The sequence below is a fragment of the Desulfomonilaceae bacterium genome, assembly GCA_041662605.1.
In the GTDB taxonomy this organism is placed as follows: domain Bacteria; phylum Desulfobacterota; class Desulfomonilia; order Desulfomonilales; family Desulfomonilaceae; genus CAJBEZ01.
This window is the reverse complement of sequence record JBAZSD010000017.1, coordinates 59,011-85,367: the sequence shown is the minus strand read 5'-3', so window position 1 is coordinate 85,367 and position 26,357 is coordinate 59,011. Positions and strand designations below refer to the sequence as shown.

Below are 26,357 nucleotides of genomic sequence, written 5' to 3'. Positions count from 1 at the left end.
CTATATCATAACTGAGGCAAAGTCGGCCAATAACGACCGGCAAATGCAAGCACGTCACGAAGCCTGGCCCTGAATGTGTATGAGAGAATGGAAAGGTCCTGCGAATCAAAGGGGGGATCTTGGGAGGGGTCGTAAGAAGACAAACAGTATAGAATACGTTTCACAGAATTCCTCAGAGCGCCCAAATGGTATCCACCTTCGAGCACTAACAGCAGTCGATCAGCGCAAAGTTGTAATGCGGATCGCATAAGTATTTTGACCATGGCCTCGTATCCGTCCTCGCTCAGATTCATCCCTCCTAATGGGTCTTTTTCGTGTGCGTCAAATCCTGCGGACACAAGGATTAGCTGCGGTTGGTAGGCTTCCAGCAGTGGATAAATCAGGCGATCGAAAACACAAATATATTCTGCGTCCCCAGCGCCTGCGGCCAAAGGAACGTTTATGTTAAAACCTTCACCGGGACCATGGCCAACTTCCCTTATCCCGCCTGTGCCAGGATAGTGAGGATATTGATGAGTTGAAATATAAAGAACTCTAGGATCTTCATAAAACGCGTCTTGCGTCCCATTACCGTGATGGAGGTCCCAATCAACTATGGCGACTCTTTCGAGCTTGTAGCGATTCAATGCGTAGTGAGCGGCCAGAGCCACATTATTGAAAAGGCAGAATCCCATTGCGCGACGGTTTTCCGCATGGTGACCGGGGGGCCGTACAAGAGCAAAACCGTTTCTTACAGAGCCGTCCATTACTCCGTCTACAAGACACAAGAGGCCCCCTACGGCTGATACCGCAGCGTCCCAGGAGTGGCAACAGGCCGAAGTGTCTGGATCGAGAAAAACGCTCTCACATCCCGCTGTACCCATTATCTTATCCACATATCGAGGATCATGGTTGGCGCAAAGCTCATCCAGGGTCGCTTTCCTGGCCTTCACATAGGCTATGTTAAGAGCAGTCCCGAGATCGTCCAGCATGCTGTACAACACCTCCAGTCTCTCTGGACTTTCGGGATGATACAAGCCCATCTCATGCTTCAGATATATTTCCTCGCGTACTAGTCCTGTAGGTTTCATAATCGATACCGCCGGATACTGGCGCTAAGCGCTTGAAGACACAGATTATACATATATGGGAATACCAACGCTAATCACTTCCGTTTGCTTATTTAGCGTAACATCGGGGTTGGAATCAGTCAATGATTTTAACCCTCTATATTTTCTTCGCCCATGAAATGAAGAGGAAAAGTCTCTCAATTGAGCATTGCGCAAAGTTTCTCTTCACTTGGATCTGTCAAACTCGTATTCTTGACAAGATAACATCTCAAGTTTTCCAAAATCCTGAAAGGAAATGAACATGTTGCTGGCTATTGATGTGGGAAATACAAACATTGTGATTGGCCTTTACAAGGAAGATACCAAATTGGGGTCCTGGAGAATTAGGACTAATGAGGATGTCACAGGTGATGAATTGTGGGTCATTTTGAAGAACCTCATGTTTTGGCAGGGGCTTGAGACAAGTGAGATTGCCGGCGTAATTATAGCCTGCGTAGTGCCTCCGTTGAAAGCGGCTCTTGAAGAACTATCCCTGATCTTCCTCGGGATAACCCCGCTGTTCGTGGGACCTGGAATGAAGACGGGTATGCCCATAAGATATGACAATCCCAGAGAAGTTGGGGCAGATCGGATCGTAAATGCAGTGGCAGCCTACGAAAAATATCATTGCGAATTAATAGCGGTCGATTTTGGCACGGCTACTACATTTGATTATATCAACTCGGCAGGTGAATACGAGGGGGGCTCTATAGCGCCAGGAGTTAAAATTTCTGCCGAGGCTCTATTCCATAGCGCTTCAAAACTCTTCAGGGTCGAACTCACGGCCCCACCTAGGGTAATAGCTAAAGATACAGCTTCGGCGATTCAATCCGGAATTGTGTTCGGTTACGCTTCGCTTGTGGACGGTATCCTTGGTCGCATGTTCGAAGAGCTTAAATCACGTCCCAAAGTCGTGGCGACAGGGGGATTGGCCAAAGTCATTTCCTTGCATACTAAACTGGTCGATAATGTCGAGGATGATCTTACAATGGAGGGGCTTAAAATACTCTTCAAGAGGAATGTCCCGCCAAAGAAGAAGCAATGAAATAAAAGAGGCCGCAACAAGCAAACGCTGCGGCCTCTAACAGAGCAATATCAAACTTACTACCGATCATCCGTCAGGTTAATAGTAGCGCTCCTGCCGGTATTCTTCGTACGTTATCGGCGCAAGTCAGATTTTCAGTCAAAGAGAGAGCTTCTTTCTAGAACACTCCTTTAACCTTTCCTGTTTCAACATCCACGTCTACTCTTCTGAATGCCGGGTTCGAACTCGTTCCTGGCATAAGAGAAATAGCGCCGGCGACTGGAACCACGAAACCTGCCCCATTGTAAGTAAGAATGTCGCGAATCGGCAGGATCCAGCCTTTGGGAGTGCCCTTTATATTCGGATCATGCGACAGGCTGAGGTGAGTTTTCACCATACATGTCCCCAATTTGGACAACGCGGGATCGGCTTCCATCTTTTTGGCTTTGGCCTCGGCCTCAGGAGTGAAGCTAACGCCATCAGCGCCATAAACCTCTTTCGCTATCAACTCAATGCGCTGGCGCAGAGGAAGACTCAAATCATAGAGCAATTTGAATTCGTTCTTTTCTTCGCAAGCGTCAACAACGGCGTCCGCAAATTCAAGAGCGCCGTCCCCGCCTTTGAGCCAGTGCTGGGAGACTGCGGCGCGTGCGCCGGCGGCTTCGGATAGTCTTTTCACAACGGCTATCTCGTTTTTGGTGTCAGTGTAGAAGGAGTTTATGCAAACAACGGGATTGATGCCGGCTTTCTTAACGGTTGCAATATGGTGAATCAGGTTCTTGCAGCCTTCTTCCACCCAACCGACATTTTCACCTTCATATTCTTTCGGCATGGGCAGACCCGGTCTTGGAACGGGAGCGCCACCGTGGCATTTCAGGGCTCTGATCGTAGCGACAATAACTGCGCAATTGGGTTTAAGGCCAGAGAATCTGCATTTTAGGTTCCAGAATTTCTCAAAGCCGATGTCAGCGCCGAATCCTGACTCTGTTACATGATAATCAGCCAGCTTTAGACCAATCCTGTCGGCAATGATTGAACTCTGACCGATAGCGATGTTTGCGAATGGACCGGCATGTACGAATACCGGCTGGCCTTCGATTGACTGGAGCAGGTTCGGGTTGAGGGCTTCCACCATCCATGCAGTCATAGCGCCGTCAACTTCAAGATCTTTAGTCGTAACGGGCTGGCCCTTCTTGTTGTAGGCCACAACGATCTTGCCCATTCTCTCGCGCATATCTTTCAGATCTGTAGAAACAGCGAGAATTGCCATGATTTCAGAGGAAACGGCAATTCCAAAAGATGACTTCATCATGAAGCCATCCATCTTTCCGCCGATTCCAATGATGATGTTACGCAAAGACTGAGCGCAGAAGTCAATAATCCAGCCGAATTCAACATTACGAGGATCTATATCCAAGCGCTTGAGGTTTCTCTTTGCAAGTTCGTCGTCGTTGTAGTTGAATTCGTGTTGCATTCGCGCGGTCAAAGCCACCATAGCAAGATTGTGGGCGTTCATGATCGCGTTGATGTCACCGGTAAGGCCTAGCGAAAATGGTGTCAGAGGAATGCACTGAGCTAAACCACCACCGGCTGCAGAACCTTTAATGTTCATTGTGGGTCCGCCCGATGGTTGCCGTATAGCCGCCACGACTTTCTTTCCTCGTTTGCCGAGGCCTTCAACCAACCCCATGGAACTAGTGGATTTGCCTTCACCTAGAGGAGTGGGCGTAATAGCGGTCACATCTATGTATTTTCCATCCGGTCGGTCTTTCAGCCTGTTAAGGGCTTTAGCGAAATCGATTTTTGCAACGTAGTGCCCATGAGGAAGAAGCTCTTCTTTAGTAAGCCCCAGCTCATCCCCAAGCTCATAGACTGTTTTCATCGATTTCTCGGCTTCTTCAGCTACCTGCCAATCAGCCATCTTAGTAGGATCCAACAATGCCATCGATACCTCCTGTGTGACTATTCAGCGTCTTCTAACGCTGAAATGAGATTCTATGTTAAACACGATTTGCTGTCCCCGAAAAATTCGGGCGCTCAAGAATCCAGGATATAGCGTTTTGCGTTCCTGAATATTTTCAAACCAATCCCCTCATCCGGTAACTGCTCTCGAGTCCATCGAGGGTGATTGGTCCTGTCCAAATAACACTCCGGGTGAGGCATCAGCCCGAAAATACGGCCTGTCGCATCACATATACCTGCTATTCCCTCTGGCGATCCATTTGGATTAAATGGATACTCAGACGTAGGCTTATCTTCGTCAGGTTTGGCGTAAAAAAGCGGAGCCTGATTTGAAGACTGCAGCCGGTCGATCACGCTGGAATCTCTTCCCACTATCTTGCCTTCTCCATGCCTCACAGGCAAATAGAGCCTGTCCAAGCCACGGGTAAACACACATGGTGACTGCTGATCCACGATCAGGTTAACCCAGCGATCTTCAAATCGCCCACTATCGTTGGCTGTGAGTGATACTTCCCTCTGCAGATAGGCGCGATCAAACGCGGGTACCAGCCCCAGTTTCGCCAAGAGCTGAAATCCGTTGCATATTCCAAGGATCAATCCACCTCGAGCTACAAACTCGAGCAGATCGTCTATCAGGTTCCTACCTTCTACCTTTGAGTGACGGATCCGGTTTGCACACGCTTGCGCCGCTCCGAGATCGTCCCCGTCCAGGAATCCCCCAGGAAACACTATGAATTTGTAAGATCTTAAGTCAACTTCGCCGCCGACTATGAAATTTAAATGCGCAAGGTCTATTCTGTCAAAACCTACTATTTCAAGGGCTCGTTTAGTTTCTATTTCGCAGTTAATTCCATGGCCAGTAACTACCAGCGCATTCAAAAACATTCTGTTCCTTCTGTCGTTGCATAAACTATCAAAATCAAAATAACGTTTTAACTGATTCTGTAGCCAAGTTCAAATAAGTTGTCGGGAAAATACCGATATAAAGAACCGCCAGAACTGTCAAAGATAGCGCAAAAGTCATTGACGGACTAAACCGAAGTTCTTCCGGCTCGACCTCCGGCGCTTCCATGTACATCTTCATTATGACCCTAAAATAATAGAATACCGACGCAGCGCTAGTGAGAACCCCAATTATGACCAACCAGATGTATCCCGCGCTGATAGCTGAGCTGAATATGGTAAATTTTCCAATAAACCCAGCGGTTGGGGGAATTCCCGCAAGTGAAAAGAGGAATATTGACATCGCCAGCGCCAGCGTGGGGTGGGACTTTCCGAGCCCTCTGTAGTCGTCGAGATAAACATTCGCCTCACCTTTACGGCCTACCATAGTCACCACAGCGAATGCTCCAAGATTCGTGAAGATGTACGCCAAAAGGTAATACAGGACCCCTGAGGCCCCTGCGGCCGTTCCTGAGACCATACCAACCAAGATGTAGCCGGCGTGCGCTATACTTGAATACGCCAACATTCGCTTGATGTTGGTCTGGACTATTGCCGCCAAGTTCCCCAGAACCATGGTCAGGACAGCCAGCACCCAGAGTATCTGAGCCCAAGTGACTTGCGCCGAGCCAAAACACTCAAAGAAAACTCTAAGGAAAGCCGCAAATGCCGCAGCCTTCACTCCAACCGACATGAATCCAGTGATCGGAGAGGGAGCGCCGTCATAAACATCCGGAGTCCACATATGAAACGGTACTGCGGCCACCTTGAAAGAAAAACCCACCAACAGCAATCCCATTCCTACTAGAGCCATTGTGCTCACTGAACCAGATTGGAAGTATTTGGCCAAACCGGCGAGCGCCAAGGATCCTGTGGATCCGTAAAGGAGCGCTGCCCCGTAAAGAAATAAACCGCTTGAAAAGGCTCCCAGAAGCAAGTATTTGAGACTGGCCTCTGAAGACTTGGCGCTCTTTGGCAGTATGCCTGTGAGAACATATACGGCGATTGACAATGTTTCCAGACCGACGAAGATCATGAGCAGATGGATTCCCGACACCATAAACATCATGCCCACGGCGGAGAAAAGCAGGATAGCGAAATATTCGTAAAGATCTAACCCCTGATCTACAAGGTATTTCATGGAAATCAGGATTGTGAGCCCCACTGATACAAGTATCAAAACGTTGAAAAACCAGGTGTATGAATCCAAGGCAATCATACCATTAAATGATGGCATGTTCATGAGACGCAACGGGGTGTTGGCCATCAAGGCTATCAGGACCCCCACCAGTCCAATCACAGCTCCCACAGCCGCAGCGCCCTTTCGGACAAACAAGCCTAACAGCATAGCTAGCAAGCCGGCCACGCTCAAAATGAGCGCCGGCAATACGCCTCCAATACTAAATTCAGGCACTGGGATCATCCCGATTGCTCCCACTTTTAATTTTCTTTGTCCACGCGGATTTCCGCTGTGGAGGAAACCAGGCTGATTTTTTCAGCGTTCGGCGCAGGAAGTTTTCCAGCTTCTTCCATTGCAATGATTGATGCTCTCTTTTTTTCCACATGTTGGAGAAAGTTTTTCACTGAGGGTTCCATGGGTCTTAAAAAAGTGTTGGGATAAACCCCAATCCACACTACAAAAATGAGAAGTGGGACAAGTACTGCGATTTCTCTGGAATCAATATCCTTAAGAACCAGATTCTTGGGATTAGTCACTTCCCCGAACATAACTCTCTGGAACATCCATAGCATGTATACAGCGGCAAAAATCACGCCGGAAGCGGCAAACACCGTGTACCAGGTAAACTTGCCGAAAGAACCGAGGAGGATGAGAAACTCTCCGATAAACCCGTTTAGACCGGGCAGCCCTATGGACGACAGTGTGAATATCATGAAAAATACGGCGAATAGCGGCATCACTTTGGAAAGTCCGCCAAATTCAGATATGAGTCTGGTATGTCTTCTCTCATAGACCATTCCCACGATTAAGAAGAGGGCTCCAGTGCTTAATCCGTGGTTGATCATCTGAATTATGCTTCCTTCTACCCCCTGGGTAGTCAATGCGAACATGCCGAGCATTACAAACCCCAGGTGGCTGACGCTGGAAAAGGCGACGAGCCTTTTCATGTCAACCTGAACCATTGCGACCCAGGCCCCGTAGATGATGCCGATAACAGCGAGCAGCGCCACCCACCATGCAGCGTCCACTGCAGCGTTCGGAAATAAAGGAATGGCAAATCTGATGAAACCGTATGTGCCCATTTTCAAAAGTACCGCCGCCAAGACTACACTTCCCACGGTAGGCGCTTCGGTATGAGCGTCAGGCAGCCACGTGTGGAACGGAAACATCGGCACCTTTATGGCGAATGCCAGAAAAAACGCGAGGAACAACCAGAATTGGACTTGAATCGGCACAGCAAAGTCATAGAGTTTGAGAAGGTCGAATGTGTATACTCCTGTACTCTTGCCGGCCGTAAAATACAGGACAAGAATGGCGACCAGCATCAGCAGGCTTCCGACTATGGTGTACAAGACAAATTTGATGGCAGCGTACAATCGTCTCGCTGGATTCCCCCAAACTCCGATCAGCAGATACATCGGTATAAGCATGATCTCCCAGAATACATAGAAAAGAAAGAGATCCAGAGAAACGAACACTCCGATCATACCAACCTGGAGAAACAGGAGGCAGATCATGAACTCTTTGACACGGGTTGTGATATCCTTCCAGCAGGCCAGGATAACTATCGGGCCAAGAAACGTTGTGAGCATAACCAACAGAAGACTTATGCCATCTATCCCCAATTTATAAGAAATGCCCCAGTCTTTAACCCATGGATAATTCTCCACAAACTGCATAGATGAAATGGAAGGATCAAAGCCGAAATACACGAACAAACTGATAACGAAGTCTAGGAGCATGACTACCAGCGTGACCCAACGAAGTGTCTCCGGACAATCCCTGTTAATGAACAAAAGGATCAGGGCGCCTAGAAGAGGAATAAACGTGATAAGGCTTAACAAATGCGAAACATTTTCCATGAACGGCACGCCTCCATGTCCTATCTCAATAGCAAGAAACCGATTACGACAATCGCCCCGACCAAGACCGACAGGGCATAGTCCTTGACAAAACCGGTCTGAAGAAGTCTTAGAACACTGCCAAAAGCTTGTGTGACAGCGCCGACTCCATTGACGGCGCCATCAATCACCGCTTCGTCAAATTTCTTCCACAGAAGCTTTGAAAACTCCACGATGGAATTTACAAACAGGAAATCATAAAGCTCGTCAATCCAATATTTGTTGTAAACTAGCCTATGGAGACCCGAGAAACGATCAACAATTCTGCCCGGGGTCTCAGGGCTGGTTATATACATGAATCGAGCGAGCAACAGGCCGAATATCGCTATACCAAGGGAAACCGCCATTAGAACAAGTTCAGCGGTAACACTGTGATGACCGGCGTGTTGAGCCCCGTGTTCAATGATGGCCTTGGCCGGGGCAAAAACCGGATCCAGGAAATTTCCAAACCTTTGAGCGCCCTCTATAACCGGTATACCGACAAAACCTCCAACCAACGACAGAAACGCCAGGATCATCAACGGCACTGTCATCAACGGTGGAGATTCGTGCAAGTGATGAGCCACATCATGTTCAACCCGGGATTTTCCGTAAAAGGTCATGAAGACCGACCTGAACATGTAAAAGGAGGTCATTACAGCCGCAACAGCGCCAATTATCCAGAATATGACATGTTTCTGCATTGAGTAATAAAGGATCTCATCCTTGCTGAAGAATCCAGCGAATGGAAATATACCAGCAATAGCCAAGGTCCCGAACAAATACGTCAAATGAGTGTATGGTAGTTTCTTTCGTAAATCTCCCATCTTGCGCATGTCGAGTTCGCCTGACATCGCGTGCATCACACTGCCGGCAGCCATGAAAAGAAGCGCTTTAAAGAAAGCGTGAGTCATTAAATGGAATATTCCGGAGGCAAAGGCTCCAACGCCGCACGCCATAAACATGTATCCCAACTGACTGATAGTTGAATATGCCAGAACTCGCTTAATATCAAATTGGGTCATGCCGATCGTCGCTGCGAACAGAGCGGTCAACCCTCCAATTACTGCTACAACAGTCAGTGAAATCGGGGCCATGGCAAACATGACGCTACACCGGGAAACCATATAGACACCTGCGGTTACCATTGTTGCGGCGTGAATCAATGCGCTGACAGGAGTAGGACCCTCCATCGCGTCAGGGAGCCATGTATAGAGAGGAATTTGTGCGGATTTGCCCGTCGCCCCTACAAAGAGCAGAAGAGTGATAAGAGTCACCAACACTCCTCCCTGAGTCAGTTTCTCGGGAGCCACACTAAAAACATCGACGTAATTGAAAGTGCCAAAGACTGTGAATATCAGAAACATTCCGATAAGGAATCCAAAATCACCTATCCTGTTTACCACGAAGGCCTTTTTGCCTGCGTCGGAGGCTGACTTTTTCTCGTAGTAATATCCAATGAGCAGATAGGAACACAGCCCCACGCCTTCCCAGCCTACAAACGTCAGCAGAAAATTGTTGGCTGAAACCAGAATCAACATATTGAACACAAACAGGTTTAGGTAAGAGAAATACCTACGGAAACCTATCTCGCCGTGCATATATCCTATAGAGTAGATGTGAATGATACAGCCAACGCCACTAACGACCATAATCATAATCATACTAAGAGGATCTACGAGAAAACCTACCGGAACATTCAAGTCCCCGGACCATATCCAGGAATAGATTATGATTTGAATCGATCTGGATCCAGGCGCCAGTTTAATAAGCTCAAAAAAGATCGAAATGGCCACCAAGAAAGAGGCCCCTACTGAACCCGCTCCAATCCAGCCAATCGTTTTTTCTGAGAAACGTCTTCCCAAAAGACCGTTGATCAGAAATCCTATCAGAGGAAAGATGGGTATTAACCAGACTAGTTCAATCATGCCAGGCTCCCGGATCTGTGTTCAAGAATGATCGACCCAAAGCAACATCGCTTCGAGCGCTTTATCAATTAAAATCACCACTTCAACAAACTGATGTCGTTGATGTTTATCGTGCCGCGTTGTCTGAAGACCGCAACTGCAATCGCTAGTCCCACAGCCACTTCGGCTGCAGCGACTACCATGACAAACAATACGAACACCTGACCTTCAATGGATCCCAGATAGCGAGAGAAGGCCACAAACGACAAATTTACAGCGTTCATCATGAGTTCGAGGCTCATAAGAATGACAATCAAATTTCGACGAAACATCACTCCTACCATGCCAAGGCTGAAAAGGAGCGCAGACAACACCAAATAATGTTCCAAGGTCACCATGCTTTTTACCTGCCACGAAGAATTTGAACGTTAATTCAATTCTCGTCACTTCTATTTTTGCGTCAACTTCCTTCCAATCACTACCGTGCCGATGATCGCGGCTAACAACAAAACAGACGCTATTTCGAAAGGCAACAGATAAGTCGTGAAAAGCTCTCTGGCGATAAGCTCCATGTTTGATGCGCCAGCAGCGATAGTTCCCACCTGAGTTTTTCCCATAATCGTAGGAACAAAATGACTGAAAATAGGAAAAAGTATTACAGCGAAAGCCAGAGAAAGTATTATTCCGAATCCCCACCGGAGAGGTCTGGGCGCTTTGGGCAGATCAATCTCTTCCAGGTTTAACAACATTATTACGAACAAGAACAGCACCATTACGGCGCCTGCATAAACTATAACCTGAACCATGGCCAGAAATTCGGCGTGCAATAATATAAACAGAGTAGCCAACCCAATCATTGTCAAGATCATAAACAAGACGTTATGAATAGGCCTACGCAAAAAAACCACAAATACTGCGGACAACAGCGTCACAGCGGCTAAAACATAGAAGAGGATGGTTTCCATCTGCGCCAAAAACCTCACTTTTTCCTAAAGTTTAGTCTCAGAATTACCCAGCCTTTTTCTTTAGCTCATACCGCGGCGTCGGAGGCTCCAGCAATCGTTCCTTGTCATACAAAAGGGCGCCACGACTATATTCCGAGATCTCGTAGGCTGTGGACATTTCAATAGCTTCTTTCGGACACGCCTCAACACAATAACCACAGAAAATACAACGCGTTAAATCAATCTCATATCGACCGGGATATCGTCGGCCGTCCGGCTCAGCCGCCGCTTCGATGTATATGCAATCCGCCGGGCATACCGTCGCGCAGAGCATACACGCCACGCACTTGATCTTGCCGGAACCGTGACGAGTTAAGACATGCCGTCCCCTCCACCTTGGAGCCACGTCCCACTTTTCATCCGGGTACTGCAGCGTTACCTTCTTTTTCAACAAATACGAAAATGTTAGTTTGAGTCCCTGTAACAGAGGGATGATCATTTTCCTGACCTCTCGACCGAACTGAGTTTAGACGCGACGCCTGTCGGCAACATCCCGCTAAATTATTACTTACTATTCTATCTGATTAACCCGCATACTTCAGCCACACGGCGTAAACAAACGCTGTGGCCATCACGTTAAACAGCCCTACCGGCAGCAATGTCTTCCAACCGAACTGCATAACCCTGTCGTAACGAAGCCTGGGATACGTTCCTCTAATCCAGACAAAGACGAACACGAAGAAAAACGTTTTCCCCAGGAACCACACGATCGGAGGAAATATCGGGCCTTGCCAACCACCGAAAAACAAGGTTGCCATCATCGAACTCAAAAAAAGAAGATGAGCGTATTCGCCAAGGTAAAACAAACCGAATTTCATTGAGCTGTATTCAGTCTGATACCCGGCAACCAACTCATTTTCACATTCCATAAGATCAAATGGTGTTCTGGCGATCTCAGCGCTACCCGCAATAAGAAAAAGAATGACCCCTAGCGGCTGTCTGAAAACAAACCATTTCCATATTGAATCCTGAGCTTCCACTATCTGCACGAGGCTTAGAGATCCCGCCAACAGCAAGACGCCCACAACGGACAGGCTTAACCCAAGCTCATAGCTTATCATCTGGGCAGCGGCTCGAATGGCTCCGAGCAGAGAATACTTACTGTTTGAGGCCCAGCCGCCGAGAATAACTCCGTAAACTCCGAGCGATGAGATTCCAAAGATGTAAAGGATACCCAAATTGATGTCAGCAACAACCCCAGTGTTCAAATCAAATTTGTTGGCCATAGGCCCCAAGATATTTTCCAGGCCCAGGCCTTTTGCAAAGGGTATCACAGCAAATGGAACCAGTGCGCAAACAACCACTATCAATGGAGCAGCGATGTATACCACCCTGTTAGCCGATGAGACTGTAATCTCTTCTTTTAGAAGCAGCTTTGCGCCATCAGCCAAAGGCTGTAACAAACCCCATGGACCGACACGGTTAGGACCAATGCGAACTTGGATCCAACCGAGCACCTTTCTTTCTATCAGGGTCAGATAGGCGACGAAAGTCAGCACTGCGACCAAGACAAGGAGCGTCTTTATAACAACCAAGAGTACAGGGAAGGCGGAATCCATGAATCAACCTCTCTCGATTTTTATGCCTTTTCCACTTGAATCAGAATTTCAGTGGATCCCCAGTCAGTTAAGGAATTCGACTTCATATTGGAAAAGTGATAAGGAACAAGCACGGTCCCGCTAACAGCTCGACGAGACTCTTTTACTTTGGCGTTGAATGCCTGCCCACCAGTTCCAGTGATTTTTATCAAGTCACCTTCTGCTAAACTCAAGCTAGCCATATCGGAGCTGTTCATTTCCACAAAACCACCCGGACGAACTTCCATTAGGGATGGACTCCATTCTGAAAAAGAGCCGGAATGAAATTTTGAAACACATGGAATCAATCGGAAGGACTCGCCAGATCTCGTGATTGTCTGGAATGGAGTAGCGTTCGACAGCTTTGCCTTCCCATTAGGGAAGCCACCTTCATAAAGGGTCCCTGAACCGGAATCATCAGTATCCACGCAGGGCCACGTCAAACCCTGACGGCCAATTTTTTCGTAGGACACACCGGCGTATAACGGCACCGACCTGGCAATCTCGCTCATCACTTCAGCGTACCCGTTGTAAGAAAGTTCAGGCTTACCCATTTTCGAGGCTAGAGTCATGAAAATTTCGAGATCTGTCTTCCCAAGAGCCGGTTTCGAACTAGGATTAAGTTTCTGAATTCTGCGTTCAGCGCTGGTAAATGTCCCAGATTTCTCATATGGAGCTGAGACGGGGAGGACGACGTGAGCCATCTTCGCTGTGGATGTCATGAACATGTCCTGGACCACCAGAAAATCCAGTTTCCCCAAAGACTCCTCTACTTGTTTCCTGTTGGGATAGGTATCCACAGGATTCTCACCGACAACGTAAAGACCTTTTATCGACCCGTTTGACGCCGCGGCTAAAATCTCCTGAGCGTTCAAGCCTTCTTTTGAAGAGATTTCAGCTTTCCATAGATCTTCAAATTTTGACTTAACGACGTCATCCCCTAACGGTTGAAATCCTGGCAGGCTACCTGGAGTGAGCCCCATGTCCAGAACTCCCTGAGCGTTCGCCTTTTCTCCGAAGACAAATATCCCGCATGATTCCTTACCGACGTGACCCGTAATAAGAGCAAGATTCGCGGCAGCCTTACCCAAATTCACGCTGTCCCGTAAGCGGTTGAGCCCTTCTGTCAAAATGACTACGGCAGTTTCAGCTTTTGCAAAAAAAGTCGCTGCGCTTTTAATCAAATCTGAGTCTATCCCGAGGGCTTTGGCTACTGCCTCCGGTGTGTAATCTTTCAACGAATCGGCTAGGGACTCAAGTCCTTCGGCCTTAATATCCAGAGCGGCCCGATCAAACATTCCCTCGTCAATTATAAATTTGATCATGGAGTTTACGATCTGCTCTTCCGCGCCTGGAGGAACATTGAGGAACAGACCGCCAAGATCGGTAAGCTTGGTTCTGATCTGGTCTACAACTATGACCTTGGCTCTGTTCCTACCGCTAGCAAGTATGACTTCATTCTTTGCGATAGGATGCGTTTCCGTCAGATCAGCGCCAAGCAACAATATCGTCTTAGCGCCCCTGATTTCACGTATAGGGTTAGTTGAGGCAGCATAACCCAGCACGGGGGCAAGTCCCTCGGTAAGTGACCGATAACCGAGCCCAGCCGCGTGGTCAAGGTTGTTTACGCCCATAACAGTTCTAACGAATCTGTTAAATACGTACGCTTCTTCATTGGTCAGCCTTTGTGATCCAAGGGCGGCAAGGCTTTCAGATCCTGGACTCTTTTTTATTGAGCCAAATTTATCTGCAACAGTTTGCAGGGCTTCATCCCATGTTGATTCCACCAAAATCCCGTTTTTCCGAATCAATGGTTGCGCCAGACGCTGCTCTGAAAACGCGAAAGGCCACCCATAACGACCCTTGACGCAAAGGCTGCCTTCGTTCGGTCCATCTTCAGGACCGTAAACATAAACCGTCTTGCCTTCCTTTTCGCCCAGCGTTAAAGAACAGCCAAGACTACAAAAAGCGCAGATAGTGTCAGTTTTCTTCTGCTCAAATCTACGTCCTGTTCCCACTAGCCACTTGGACGATATAGCTCCTACCGGACACACGGACACGCATTGACCGCAGAATTCGCAATCCAGGGTCCTTTCAAAATCCGTAGATACTTCTGTTTCTATGCCTCGCCTTATGAAACTGATTTCAGCTTGCCCCTGAACCTCATCACAAATGCGAACGCACATCCCACATCGGATGCAAAGATTCATATTGAAGCGGATGAAATGCGAATCATTGTCCACATGGAAATATCTTGACTGCCGCCCGAAAGAAAGTTCTGGCGCCTCATACTCGAACACCAGGTTTTGCAGGTCGCAGTCTCCACCGGCGTCACAACTTGGACACAACAATGGATGTGATCTCAACAGAAGCATTAATTGAAGTCTGCGGCTCTCACGCAGCCTTGGCGTGTTCGTCGCAATCTCCATTCCGTCCCGAGCCGGATTGAAACAGGAGGGCATGGTTCGGGTCTTCCCTCTACTTGTGACCTCAACTATGCACATACGACAAGAGCCATAAGGAATAAGCCTTTTGTCATGACAAAGGGTTGGGATCCTAACACCGGCTTGTTGGGCAGCTTCCAGAATCGAGCTTCCCTTCTTCACTGTAACCTTAACGCCATCGATGGTCAGAGTAACCATAGAATCTTACTCGCAATTAGATATTAGGAATCGGAATCCACTCCATTTAAAAACGGAGCGGCTCCAAAACTTTTGTTCTTGACCGTTAATGAATCGCCCCAAACTTACAGTTCATAATACAGGTCCTGCACTTTGTGCATTTTGATCGATCTATCCAGGCGACTTTCTTCTTTTCCCACACTATCGCGTTGGAGGGACAATTCTTGAAACACATTCCGCACATCTTGCACTTTTCTTCAATTACCTCAAAATCGATCAGATCCGGACATACCAGAGCGGGGCAGTGTTTGTCCCTGATATGGGCATCGTACTCATGCCTGAAATAACGTATGGTAGAAAGCACAGGGTTAGCAGCGCTTTTCCCAAGACCGCAGTGGGATGTATTGTTGATATGGTGGCCAAGCTCAATTAAAAATTCCACATCCCCTTCCTGACCTCGACCTTCTACAATGTCGGTCAGTTTGTCAAACATGACTTTCAAGCCTTCGCGGCAGGGCACGCATTTCCCACACGACTCATCAACAGAGAAGTTCGTAAAAAATCTCGCAGTGTCAACCATGCATGTGCCTTCATCCATGACGACTACGCCACCCGATCCCATCATAGCGCCGACACCTTGCAAAGACTCATAGTCTATCTCAACGTCTTCCATACCCAAAGGCACACAACCGCCGGAAGGTCCACCGATCTGGGCAGCCTTGAATTTCTTCTTCTTGGGAATCCCTCCACCGATGTCAAAAATAAGGGTTTTGAGTGAAGTCCCCATAGGAACCTCAACCAAACCGACATTGATAACCGCTCCGGTTAGGGCAAACACCTTGGTGCCCTTGCTCTTTTCCGTGCCTATGGAAGCGAACCAGTCCGCTCCGTTGAGAATGAGCGGATTAAGGTTCGCAAATGTTTCAACATTGTTCAAATTCGTAGGCTGGTTCCATAAGCCAGCTTCGGCGCTTCGAGGGGGTTTAATGCGTGGCATACCTCTCTTGCCCTCAATAGAATACATGAGAGCAGTGGACTCACCACAAACAAAAGCGCCGGCGCCGGGGGCAATAGCGATGTCAAAGTTGAAACCTTTATCAAGGATGTTTTCGCCCAGGAGACCATATGAGCGAGCGTCCTCGATCGCTTTTTGCAGTCTCTGAATCGCTAGAGGATATTCCGCCCTCACATATATGTAACCTTTTTCCGCTCCTATGGCATAACCTGAGATCGCCATTCCTTCCAAAACGGAATGAGGATCTCCTTCCATCACGGACCGGTCCATGAAAGCTCCGGGGTCACCCTCGTCACCGTTGCAAATGGTAAACTTGGGAAAGTTGTCATATCTTCGGCATTCTTCCCATTTGAGTCCTGTAGGGAATCCACCGCCACCTCTCCCACGTAGACCCGATTTCTTGACCTCTTCAATTACCTGTTCCGGTGTCATTTCGGTGAGAGCTTTGGCCAGAGCTGCATACCCATCTCGAGCAATGTACTCATCTATATTTTCAGCGTCTATCAGACCACGGTTGCGAAGGACGATCAGTCTCTGAAGTCCAAAGAAACCTATGTCCTTCATTAGGGGAACTTTACCCTTGGCTACCTCATCTTTGAACAGAAGCTTCTCAACAATACGCCCTTTCAAGATGTGCTCTTCAACGATCAGCGGAGCATGCTCTGGTCTAACCTGGTTGTAAAAAATGCCGTCGGGATAAATGACTACCAGGGGCCCCATAGCGCAAAAGCCGTTACACCCGGTCATGATTATCTGAACTTCGTTCTGGAGATTGCGCTTTACCAGTTCACGTTCCAGAGCTTGCTTGACGTCTAGGGAACCGCTCGCTATACAGCCGGTGCCGGCGCACATCATTATCTGCAGTCTAAAGTAAGGGCTCGCACACATTACCTATTCTCCAACAAAGGCGATTCTCTCAAGAAATGCGGCTAAAAAGCCTCAAAAATCGGATCAACACATCCAGACTAAACCGCCATGGTCTCGCTGCCTATGGCAAGAGCGAAATCTTCAACGACCTTTCCGCCCAGAACGTGCTCTTCGAAAATCTTCCTCGCCTTTTCTCTGTCTACTTGAACGTATTTTACCGGGGCAGAATTGACAACCTCGACCGTTATCATTGGCTCTTTGGCGCACAGCCCGGCGCAACCCGAGTTTGTAAGGATGACGTCTTGAATTTCTTTGGCGGCGATGAGTTCACGAAAAACATTCATCACTTCACGAGCGCCGGCGGCAATCCCGCACGTGCCCATGTGGACGGTCACCTTTGCTCGATACTGGCCTCCCCGAAGAACCATTTTTCCTGTTTGTTCTTTCTTAATTTTTTTGAGATCCTCTATCGAAATCTTGGGCACCTTGTTCCCTCCTTTATAACAAAGATTCTCGGTACCATTGTTCAAGCAAAGGAACAAATTCCTTGAACAGCTATAAGTCACACCGCTATTCACCTAACGTTTCGCTTATTGGTAACCTTCCAGGATACCCAAAGTAGCGGACGGAATTATATTGCCATGGGTATCCTCGCCAATCATCATCACAGGCGCCAGACCACACGCTCCCAGACATCGCACCGCTTCCAAAGAAAATCTGCCGTCTTTCGTGGTCTCACCCACGTTGATTCCAATTTCTCTTGTTATAATTTCCAGAATCTCTTTAGATCCTTTAACATAACAGGCTGTTCCCAAACAAAGCCTGATAGTGTGGCGCCCACGAGGGGTTATGGTGAAAAATGAATAGAAAGTTACGACACCATAAATGTGAGAAGCCGGAATATTCAATCCCTTGGACAGGGTGCGCTGAACTTCCATAGGAAGGTAACCAAACATTTCCTGAGCTTCTTTAAGCGCCGGAATCAGGTAACTCATAGATCCCTGATATTTCTCTATCACCGAATCCAAAAGCGCGAGTTTGTCCGGCGGGATGATCTCCGCGCTGTCTTGAATTTTTTTCTTTAGTAGAGAGTCTCTTTCTTGCACTTTTGAAATACCCCGCGTAAATTCGCCGTAGCGACGCTCAGTCTAATTCTCTGAGCCCCTCGGCGATGTTTTCTTTAATCAATGACACTACCATTGGATGGTTCATGGGAATCCGACCCAACTCCACCCGAATCTCTCTCGTATCCAAAACATATTCCCTAAAGTTTTTCTTGTGACAATAGACGAAATCGGTCTCAGGATTACCCTCTACAAGAGTCAGCATCGTGGAAACCATGTCCCCTAAAGGTTTCCTGTCGATGTGGCTGCGCTTCATATTCACACATACCCTTGTTCCCAATCCAAGGGTTGATTCCACAGAAAGGTCACCTTCCGCTTCCTGAGCCGATTGCTGAAAAAGGGAAAGACCAAGTCCCACTTTTCGAGTTGTTCGTGTGGTGACAAATGGGTCCAAGACTCTATCCAAAAATTCTGAACTCATTCCCTTCCCGTTATCCTCTATGACTATGGTCAACAAGTCAGCGTCAATTTTCTCTTCAATCAAAATCTTTATGAGGGAAGCCCCAGCCGAAATTCCATTCTCAGCCACATCTAGGATGTGAAGAGACAAATCCTCCATCACTCATTGCCAGCGCTTTCACGCAAGCCTGTAAGGCTTAATGATTCGTCGCCCCTCGTTGCCCCTGATGGCCAAACTTAGCTCTGCAAAGGAAGCCTCTGCCATCTCGGCCTCCGTATAGGCGGCGCCAATGTCAGAAACATAATGGGCGTCGGAGGATGTCACCAAGGTATAATCGACAAGCTGATGATACTTTTTTCTGGCATCATCAACGTCTATGTGTTTTGAAATCTCCAGCGCGTCTAATTCCAGATTATCAGGGATAAAGCCGAGTTGGCTAAATATTCCGAAACCAGGTCTGTCTACGTGCGATGCAACCGCCAATCCGCCTAGAGTGTGTATCAACTTGACTACCCGATAGATGTTCAGCGTAGTGGCTCCAATCAACAGCGCCTGTTCCAGGTCCTCAACCATATCATATTCATCCACTACTACCTGATAACCTATAGCCTTTTCATCATTCGTCCCCGGCAGACGAGAGTACACTTCTTCTTGAGCAGCCGTAGCCTTCTTCAAAGTCGGAAACAGTCCCAATATGTGCGTCTCTTCACTGGAAGTGATTTCAATGCCCGGTATCACACTCAATGGAGATCCTTGAGCAGCCTTTATAGCCGCTCCGGCGTTTCTCGACGAGTTGTGATCACAAATGGCTATCATATCAAGGCCCTTTTCTATCGATGCTCTTACAATCGCTCTTGGCGTCATATCTCCGAGTTCAGTACAAGGGGACAGAGTCGAATGGATGTGCAAATCAAGCCTTAGAATCTTCAGTGAACACATCCAGAAACTCAACCGTCTCTGAGGCGCCCTCAAGCTCGCCAGGAAAAATCTTATGAAGTATTCAGGTTTCTCTTCTGACTCCGAGTTTATATAATCGACCAGCCACTTCGTAGGTCGGCAGAGAGCTACACATTACAACCACACCCTGCTCCTCAGCCTTCTTGATGGTGGCCTCTTCAGGCTGACGTCCGTTCACAATTATTATTCCGGCCAAATTGTTAAGAAACGCCACGGCGATAATGTTCTGGTGCAGTTGAAGTGTCATCCACACGTCACCCTCTTTTGAGTTTGCGATAACATCACTCAAAAGGTCACTAGCGTAGCCCCCGGCAACTTCTCTCGCGAGGTCTTGAGCGCCTGCGCTGACCGTAAGATCCAACGATTCTACAAGATCCGCTAACGTCATTTGAGCCATAACAAGCTTTCTCTATCTGTCAACTTCGGCCAAGACTATATCTACACTAGACAATATTGCGATAAGATCGGCAAAGAAACATCCTCTGCTCATCTCAGAGAGAGTTTGCAGATTCACGAAGGCCGGCGCTCTCCACTTTAGTCTATACGGGTTCGGCCCACCATCACTCACTATGTAACATCCCAATTCTCCTCGTGGAGACTCTATACACTGATAACAATCTCCTACGGGAAGTCTGAGCCCTTCAACAATCAGCATGAAATGATGAATAACGGCTTCCATTTTCGTGTAAATGTCTTCCTGAGGAGGAAAAATTTTCCCAGGGGCTGCGGCTCGGATAGGACCTTCAGGTAACATCTTGATAGTCTGCTTCAGAATCCTGTTGCTCTGACGCATCTCTTCAACTCTGACAAGGTATCTTGAATAAACATCACAACCATATTGTACCGGTATGTCAAAATCATATTGATCGTATCCACAGTACGGCTCGGACTTTCTGATGTCCCATGCCTTTCCTGAAGCCCTGATCATAGGGCCACTGGCCCCCAAGGCAATCACCTTGTCGAGAGGCAGAAAGCCAATGCCCTGGGTCCTATCCATATAAATCGCGTTCTTGGTGAGTAAGGTCTCGTACTCGTCCACCCGGGCGTCAAAATGGTTTGTAAAAGCCTGAAGCCTTTCTACAAAGCCTTCTTCGAGGTCTTTGGCCAATCCGCCGATCCGGATATAGTTCGGCATCAGCCTGCCACCGGCCGTGAGTTCGAACAGATTCATGATCTCTTCGCGTTCGCGAAGCATATAAAACAGAGGTGTCATGGCTCCCACATCGTGACCGTGGGTTCCCAGCCAGAAAAGATGACTAAATATCCTCGAGAGTTCAGCCATCATAACACGGATGACCTGGGCTCTTTGGGGTATTTCCACACCAAGCGTTTTTTCCAACGTGAGACAGAAGGCCAGAGAATTACTCGACGCGCCCATGTAATCACATCGTTCTGTGAGTGGAATTATCTGATGGTATTTTTTGCTTTCACAGGTCTTTTCATACCCACGATGAAGATATCCTAGGTATGGAACCACGTTTTGGACTATCTCTCCATCGAGTTCAACTATTGCGCGAAAGACTCCGTGGGTACTGGGGTGATGGGGCCCCAGATTTATCTCCATGATCTCGCTTCTGATATCGGCCCGGTGGCTCAACTCTTGCGCCATGACCTCACTACCTCAAAATTTGATCTGAGAGGGCAAATCAGGGGTGTCCTCTGTGCCGAGCAGGGGAAAATCTTTCCTAAGAGGATGCTCCTGCCATTCATCCGGTAGAAGTAATTTTCTAGGATCCGGGTGATTGATAAAAACCATTCCGAACATTTCCGCAGTTTCCCTCTCGTGCCAGTTGGCGGTGGGCCAAACCTTACACACGGACTCAATGGAGGCCTGACCTTCATCGGTTTCGTTTATCTTCGTCTTTAATCTGAATCTCTTAACATTAGGAAGTGAATACAACTGGTATACCAACTCGAAACGAGGACTCGACGGATAGTAATCAACAGCTCCGACAAATGACAGAAAATCGAATTCAAGTTCCGGATCATCTCTGAGAAAGAAACATATGTCCACAATTAACTCTGGTGGGACACAGACACTCATCTGATCAAAGATAGTTTGGAACTGGAAAGTGTCTGGCCCGAACTTTTCATTGAGTTTCGCCTTAATTCGTTCGTCGTTCATCGTCCAGCCACCTTAATCCTTCCAACTCTAGGATTCCGGATCGACTGTTCTTTCATAACCTTGGCATGAAGTTGAAGTATACCGTCAAGAAGAGCTTCAGGCCTGGGGGGACATCCTGGTATATAAACGTCAACAGGTAAATGACGATCAATGCCCTGAACGACCGCATAATTCTTGTATATACCACCGGAACAGGCGCAAGCTCCCATAGCCACCACCCATTTAGGCTCAGCCATCTGCTCGTAAATGCGAAGAACCGCCGGTAGCATCTTCTTGGACGCGGTTCCTGAAACTATCATCAGATCCGCGTGCCTAGGTGAAGGGCGGGCGACCTCCATGCCGAAACGCGCCAGATCATAACGACTTACAAATGTCGCTATCATTTCCAGAGCACAGCAGGCCAAGCCAAATCCGAGCGGCCACATGGACGATTTTCTCGCCCAATTTACGAACCATTCGAGATTCGTTACATGAACAGTGTTATCGAGGTGATTTTCTATTCCCATTCAAGAGCACCTTTTTTCCAGACGTAGACTAAACCAACCAAGAGAACAGCGACAAACAAAAGCATCTCTACAAAACCAAAAAACATTAGTTTATCGAATATTTTTGCCCACGGGAATAAGAATATAAGTTCTATGTCAAAAACAATAAATAGCATGCCGATAATGAAAAAACGAACAGAAAAGCGCTGTCTCGCTCCACCAATCGGGTCCATCCCGCACTCATAGGGCATGAGTTTAACAGGAGTAGGAGTACGTTTAGCTAAGACGGTTGACAGAACTATAATAGCCGAACCGATGAATGCGGCGACTAAAATGATAACCAGAATTGGAACGTAACTCTCAATCATCCGACTTCTCCGTTCAAAGCCGATTCCCCCATGGAGTTTAAACAAATTTTCTAAGCTTATCAGCCTGTTTTGATACGCATTTTGATTCATGATGAATCAGACGTTGAATGGCTGAACTTTAGTTTATTGAGATTGTGTAGTCAAGCTTTTTGTAATCACGTTTTTGGAGCAATGACCTCCGGACCAAAATTGAAAACCATTTCAAGTCTGGTGCCTTGGCCCGGCTCAGAAGTGATCTTCATAAGATCTGAAACCCTTCTTATATTTGCCAAACCCATTCCGGCCCCAAACCCCATATCTCGAATCCACTCAGGCGCTGTGGAGAAGCCAGGTTGAAGCACCTGTTTAAGGTCCCCTATGCCCGGACCATGATCAACCGCGGAAATATTCACGCGGGCCTTTCGCGCTTCAACGACTATTTCTCCGCCAATATCAGTATGAATCACTAGATTCATCTCCGCCTCATATACAGCGACTCCGATCCGACGAACAATCTGGGGACGGACAACCAACCGCTGTAGAGATCTTTTGATAAGACTTGAAGCTTTTCCGGCGTTGTCAAAATCTCTCTCGTTTACAAAATATCTCAAAGTCAAACTCGTATCATCTGATGATATATCCTGGAATATATGGCTTGCTCTGTAAGTATATAGTTTCTCAGCTTCGCTTTTCTGAAAACTCTTGTCCATCTGGAGAAGAAGCGATTTCATGAGTGTGCCGGTAGTGACTATACCAACCAGCTTTCCATCATGGTCCACAACGGGGAGCCTACTAAAACCTCTAGGTCCAAGGCTGTTGACTACGTCAGCCACCATGGCGTCCTTAAGAACCGTTACCACTTCGGTAGTCATGATCTGAGTAACTGAGGCGTGAAGTCCGGGACCTTCCATAGAACGGATCACATCCGTCATTGTCACTATCCCGATTACGTGGCCGTCTTTGACAACTGGAGCGCCGGATATACGTTTGTCGCGCATCAGATCTTTGACCTGAGACATGGTCATGGAAGGGCTCACAACAATCACATTTACCGCCATGACCGACTCTACCCGCGTCGTGTAGATCAGTTCTTGAACCTTTGTGATTTCCTGAATAGACATATCACCACGAATCGTTCTCTATTTTCACCAGACCAAGGCCGGGAAGCCCCCCTTTATACAGTCTGCCACACGCCTCATACATCGTATAACCGGTTCGCATCAGTGTTATCCCCAAATCGCGCGCCAGATCAAGGGTTTCAGGAGGAGGAGTCTTGTCCCGAACGATAACGATTACGTTAATTCCGGCCATCTCGGCCGTACGCACGACCTGAGGATTGGTCAGACCTGTGAGCAGAGCCATGCCTTCTGACCCGAACGCCAGGACATCACTCATGAGATCAGCGGCTCCCCCAATGGGTAATTCTTCATCCGGGCCGTGATTCTCAACAAGGACCTTCCCCTGCAGTATTTCGATCATTTCCCGGATCTTCATGAACTCTCCATCATGGAATACGGTAACAAAGCGAATAATTGAAACATTCCGGCGTGATATTGTCAAGATCCAAAACAGATTTAAAACAGGTCAAAAACTCAATTCCTCTGCTTTCCTTGGAAGGTTGTTCCAACCCCCGTTCATTATCCTCTACTTTATGCTGGACTCTTGGGTCGAAATCTCAAAGATTATATAAACGCGCTTGTTTGATATGAATCGTCTTGCTAAGCTGAGTTAAACGACTCCACTTACAAATAAATCGAGTTTTTGATCGCCTTTCGAAAGAGGGATGTTTGACCATGTCAGAAAAAATTAATGGAAACTTCCATTGCAATCGCTTTAAGGGAAAGGTTGGTATTGTTACAGGGGCGGGTCAAGGTATAGGTCGCGCCGTGTCGCTAAGACTAGCGAGCGAGGGGGCATTTGTCGGGGTCCTTGATTGGAATATTAGCTCTGCCGAGGAAACTATCGAACTGATTCAAAACGCTGGAGGCTCTGGCCTCGCCCTTCAGGCCGACGTATCGAACCCTCAGCAGGTTCATGATTGCATTCAGAAAATGTCTTCAATCCTTAACAGGTTGGATATACTTGTGAATAACGCTGGGCTCGACCGGCCCGGAGGGTTCTTGAAACTTTCTGACAAGAGTTTTCTGGACGTATTTAGTGTTCACATAATGGGTACGGTTAATTGCGTAAAGGAATGTGTCCCTTTAATGATTAGGCAGGGTGACGGACGCATCGTAAATCTCTCATCGATTTATGGAAAAGTTGGGACAAAAGGGGAATCGCCATATTGCACTGCAAAGGCTGGTCTCGTAGGACTCACCAAAGCGCTTGCAAGAGAATTCGCGTCTCAAGGGATACGAGTCAACGCAGTAATGCCGGGCTTGACGGCAACACCGACAATCAGGGACATGATGAGCCCGAAATATCAGGAAGCTTTCATCCGAGAAACCCCCATGGGACGTATGGCCGACCCCGATGAGATCGCAGCGCCAATATCTTTCCTGTTGTCCGATGAGGCCGGGTTTATAACTGGAGCGGTTCTGGAAGTCACAGGTGGTTGGGGCATGTGACCCAATGATTTTGAGCTAATTCACTGATAAGGATCCTGATCAGTTAACATATATCGTTTTTTCATGGGAATAAATACGAATTGTTTTTCCGGGTTTTGTTCAGTTCATGCAATAAGGCGCCGGGTGCAAATCGGTCTGTGCAAATTTTAGCTGAAGATAGTCAAAGACACCCAGATCCAAATCCGGTATTTTTTTGAATTCAGGGTCCAACGTATCTTTGTTACGGAATCTTTGAATTGAATAGCATGTAATATCGCCTAGTTGGTCCTTGATTAGCTGGAGTTCTTGTTCGCCTATGAACCCAGGAATCACTGTGGTCCTGAAAAAAACAACGATATCCGATTTTTTCAGAATCTCAATACTCTTACTTATGCTTCCCATGTTGACTGAAACGCCCGCCAATTTTGAGTACAGAAGGGGGTCCAAAGGCGCTTTGATATCCATCGAAACGGCGCTGATCAAGTCCTCTTTAAGCAGGCGCTCCAGCATCCGTGGGTTCGAGCCGTTTGTATCGAGTTTCACTGACAGCCTAAGATCCTTAAACCTCTCCAGAAGGCGCGGTAGCCCCTCGTGGCAAGTCGGTTCTCCTCCTGTAACAGTGATCCCGTCGATCCACTTCGCCCTCTCCTTAAGAAAGCTGATAACGTAATCCAAAGATTGATCCGGAAGCTTTTCAGGAGAAAGCGCCAATTCATGGTTGTGGCAGAAAGGACACCGAAAAGGGCACCCACCGAGAAAAATGACCGAGGAAACCTTTCCGGGCCAATCTAACATGGACAACGGCAAAAACCCTTTTATTTTCGGGATGTTCATTGTTCCCACCAGTTCAACATTTGTTCCATAGAACTGCGCCTATCCTGAGCAACCAAACAAGAATCAAACTTCCGGCTTTGCTTCATCTTCGCTTAAACAGGAGAAATCACACATTCAAATTGACAAGGTAATTTCTTATTTCTCCAACACTCGTAATAACGGCACTGTCATCTGAAACCAATATGGGTAGCTTCTTTTCTGAAAGAGCCACACACTCGTAGTAGGCTAGAAGGGCAAGGGCCTCCGAATTTTGAGAATCGAGTTGCATGACCTTGACGTCAGATAACTTCTCGAGGTCAACCTGGTCCTTAACCCAATCACATTTACCGCATCCCTGTTTCGTAAATAAATATGTCAAAACTAGCCTCCTACTTTGGCAGAGTGAGGCCGCCCCAGTGGCGGCCCCAGGTTGTTATTAGGGTGAAAACTCACTTTTTGAAATGACTCTAGATGCGCTTCGTGATCGTTA

General features: G+C 47.6%; 27 protein-coding genes. 2 read left to right on the top strand and 25 right to left on the bottom strand.

Going from position 1 to position 26,357, the window contains the following annotated elements; translation table 11 throughout:
- Positions 1-5: 5 nt before the first annotated feature.
- Entirely contained in the window at positions 6-1,070 is a 1,065-nt protein-coding gene (locus WC647_13615) for a histone deacetylase (protein MFA6223345.1), read from the bottom strand.
- Positions 1,071-1,350: 280 nt separating this feature from the next.
- On the opposite strand from WC647_13615, the gene WC647_13610 reads away from it, so the two are divergent.
- Positions 1,351-2,133 (top strand): type III pantothenate kinase, encoded by a 783-nt coding sequence (locus WC647_13610; GenBank protein ID MFA6223344.1) that lies wholly within the window; start codon positions 1,351-1,353, stop codon positions 2,131-2,133.
- Positions 2,134-2,290: 157 nt separating this feature from the next.
- Here the strand turns inward: WC647_13610 and WC647_13605 are convergent, their stop codons facing one another.
- From WC647_13605 to WC647_13500, 22 genes are all read right to left on the bottom strand, one after another.
- Positions 2,291-4,057: a formate--tetrahydrofolate ligase gene (locus WC647_13605; GenBank protein MFA6223343.1), complete on the bottom strand. Its 1,767-nt coding sequence runs from the start codon at positions 4,055-4,057 to the stop codon at positions 2,291-2,293.
- Between the two features lie 92 nt (positions 4,058-4,149).
- Complete coding sequence (locus tag WC647_13600; GenBank protein ID MFA6223342.1) at positions 4,150-4,959, bottom strand: phosphoribosylformylglycinamidine synthase subunit PurQ; 810 nt, start codon at positions 4,957-4,959, stop codon at positions 4,150-4,152.
- Between the two features lie 34 nt (positions 4,960-4,993).
- Positions 4,994-6,439 carry an NADH-quinone oxidoreductase subunit N gene (locus tag WC647_13595; protein ID MFA6223341.1) on the bottom strand — a complete coding sequence of 482 codons (1,446 nt, stop codon included), beginning with the start codon at positions 6,437-6,439 and terminating at the stop codon, positions 4,994-4,996.
- Positions 6,440-6,456: 17 nt separating this feature from the next.
- On the bottom strand, positions 6,457-8,058 hold the full coding sequence (locus WC647_13590) for an NADH-quinone oxidoreductase subunit M (protein MFA6223340.1): 1,602 nt from the start codon (positions 8,056-8,058) through the stop codon (positions 6,457-6,459).
- Positions 8,059-8,078: 20 nt separating this feature from the next.
- Positions 8,079-10,004, bottom strand: a complete 1,926-nt coding sequence (nuoL, locus tag WC647_13585; GenBank protein MFA6223339.1) for an NADH-quinone oxidoreductase subunit L — start codon at positions 10,002-10,004, stop codon at positions 8,079-8,081.
- A gap of 74 nt (positions 10,005-10,078) precedes the next feature.
- Positions 10,079-10,381 (bottom strand): NADH-quinone oxidoreductase subunit NuoK, encoded by a 303-nt coding sequence (nuoK, locus tag WC647_13580; GenBank protein MFA6223338.1) that lies wholly within the window; start codon positions 10,379-10,381, stop codon positions 10,079-10,081.
- A 51-nt stretch (positions 10,382-10,432) separates the two neighbouring features.
- Positions 10,433-10,948: an NADH-quinone oxidoreductase subunit J gene (locus WC647_13575; protein MFA6223337.1), complete on the bottom strand. Its 516-nt coding sequence runs from the start codon at positions 10,946-10,948 to the stop codon at positions 10,433-10,435.
- Positions 10,949-10,991: 43 nt separating this feature from the next.
- Positions 10,992-11,426, bottom strand: coding sequence for an NADH-quinone oxidoreductase subunit NuoI (nuoI, locus tag WC647_13570; GenBank protein MFA6223336.1), 435 nt, complete (start codon positions 11,424-11,426; stop codon positions 10,992-10,994).
- Positions 11,427-11,511: 85 nt separating this feature from the next.
- A complete protein-coding gene (gene nuoH / locus WC647_13565; protein ID MFA6223335.1) occupies positions 11,512-12,546 on the bottom strand; it encodes an NADH-quinone oxidoreductase subunit NuoH in 1,035 nt (344 codons plus the stop codon).
- 20 nt (positions 12,547-12,566) lie between these two features.
- Positions 12,567-15,206 carry a molybdopterin-dependent oxidoreductase gene (locus tag WC647_13560; GenBank protein MFA6223334.1) on the bottom strand — a complete coding sequence of 880 codons (2,640 nt, stop codon included), beginning with the start codon at positions 15,204-15,206 and terminating at the stop codon, positions 12,567-12,569.
- 85 nt (positions 15,207-15,291) lie between these two features.
- Positions 15,292-17,088, bottom strand: coding sequence for an NADH-quinone oxidoreductase subunit NuoF (locus WC647_13555; protein ID MFA6223333.1), 1,797 nt, complete (start codon positions 17,086-17,088; stop codon positions 15,292-15,294).
- A 77-nt stretch (positions 17,089-17,165) separates the two neighbouring features.
- Positions 17,166-17,552: a (2Fe-2S) ferredoxin domain-containing protein gene (locus WC647_13550; GenBank protein MFA6223332.1), complete on the bottom strand. Its 387-nt coding sequence runs from the start codon at positions 17,550-17,552 to the stop codon at positions 17,166-17,168.
- Positions 17,553-17,657: 105 nt separating this feature from the next.
- Positions 17,658-18,173, bottom strand: coding sequence for an NADH-quinone oxidoreductase subunit NuoE (gene nuoE / locus WC647_13545; protein ID MFA6223331.1), 516 nt, complete (start codon positions 18,171-18,173; stop codon positions 17,658-17,660).
- 37 nt (positions 18,174-18,210) lie between these two features.
- Positions 18,211-18,750, bottom strand: coding sequence for an ATP-binding protein (locus WC647_13540; protein MFA6223330.1), 540 nt, complete (start codon positions 18,748-18,750; stop codon positions 18,211-18,213).
- Positions 18,751-18,768: 18 nt separating this feature from the next.
- Positions 18,769-19,530 carry a PHP domain-containing protein gene (locus WC647_13535; protein ID MFA6223329.1) on the bottom strand — a complete coding sequence of 254 codons (762 nt, stop codon included), beginning with the start codon at positions 19,528-19,530 and terminating at the stop codon, positions 18,769-18,771.
- A 61-nt stretch (positions 19,531-19,591) separates the two neighbouring features.
- Complete coding sequence (locus WC647_13530; protein ID MFA6223328.1) at positions 19,592-19,945, bottom strand: DRTGG domain-containing protein; 354 nt, start codon at positions 19,943-19,945, stop codon at positions 19,592-19,594.
- A gap of 12 nt (positions 19,946-19,957) precedes the next feature.
- The gene (gene nuoD / locus WC647_13525; protein ID MFA6223327.1) at positions 19,958-21,157 is read right to left on the bottom strand and encodes an NADH dehydrogenase (quinone) subunit D; all 1,200 of its coding nucleotides are present in this window, start codon (positions 21,155-21,157) and stop codon (positions 19,958-19,960) included.
- Between the two features lie 12 nt (positions 21,158-21,169).
- On the bottom strand, positions 21,170-21,673 hold the full coding sequence (locus WC647_13520; protein ID MFA6223326.1) for an NADH-quinone oxidoreductase subunit C: 504 nt from the start codon (positions 21,671-21,673) through the stop codon (positions 21,170-21,172).
- A complete protein-coding gene (locus WC647_13515; protein ID MFA6223325.1) occupies positions 21,670-22,179 on the bottom strand; it encodes an NADH-quinone oxidoreductase subunit B family protein in 510 nt (169 codons plus the stop codon). Before WC647_13515 ends, WC647_13520 begins: the two co-directional genes overlap by 4 nt.
- On the bottom strand, positions 22,170-22,526 hold the full coding sequence (gene ndhC / locus WC647_13510; GenBank protein ID MFA6223324.1) for an NADH-quinone oxidoreductase subunit A: 357 nt from the start codon (positions 22,524-22,526) through the stop codon (positions 22,170-22,172). The genes WC647_13515 and ndhC overlap by 10 nt, the downstream gene beginning before the upstream one ends.
- Positions 22,527-22,681: 155 nt before the next feature.
- Positions 22,682-23,626, bottom strand: coding sequence for a CBS domain-containing protein (locus WC647_13505; protein MFA6223323.1), 945 nt, complete (start codon positions 23,624-23,626; stop codon positions 22,682-22,684).
- A gap of 1 nt (position 23,627) precedes the next feature.
- Positions 23,628-23,999: a hypothetical protein gene (locus WC647_13500; GenBank protein ID MFA6223322.1), complete on the bottom strand. Its 372-nt coding sequence runs from the start codon at positions 23,997-23,999 to the stop codon at positions 23,628-23,630.
- Positions 24,000-24,298: 299 nt separating this feature from the next.
- On the opposite strand from WC647_13500, the gene WC647_13495 reads away from it, so the two are divergent.
- Positions 24,299-25,075 (top strand): SDR family NAD(P)-dependent oxidoreductase, encoded by a 777-nt coding sequence (locus tag WC647_13495; protein ID MFA6223321.1) that lies wholly within the window; start codon positions 24,299-24,301, stop codon positions 25,073-25,075.
- Positions 25,076-25,174: 99 nt separating this feature from the next.
- Here WC647_13495 and WC647_13490 read toward each other — a convergent pair whose 3' ends face one another.
- Together WC647_13490 and WC647_13485 are read right to left on the bottom strand one after the other, a co-directional pair.
- A complete protein-coding gene (locus WC647_13490) occupies positions 25,175-25,888 on the bottom strand; it encodes an anaerobic ribonucleoside-triphosphate reductase activating protein (protein MFA6223320.1) in 714 nt (237 codons plus the stop codon).
- A 106-nt stretch (positions 25,889-25,994) separates the two neighbouring features.
- Complete coding sequence (locus WC647_13485) at positions 25,995-26,246, bottom strand: hypothetical protein (protein MFA6223319.1); 252 nt, start codon at positions 26,244-26,246, stop codon at positions 25,995-25,997.
- Positions 26,247-26,357: the final 111 nt, after the last annotated feature.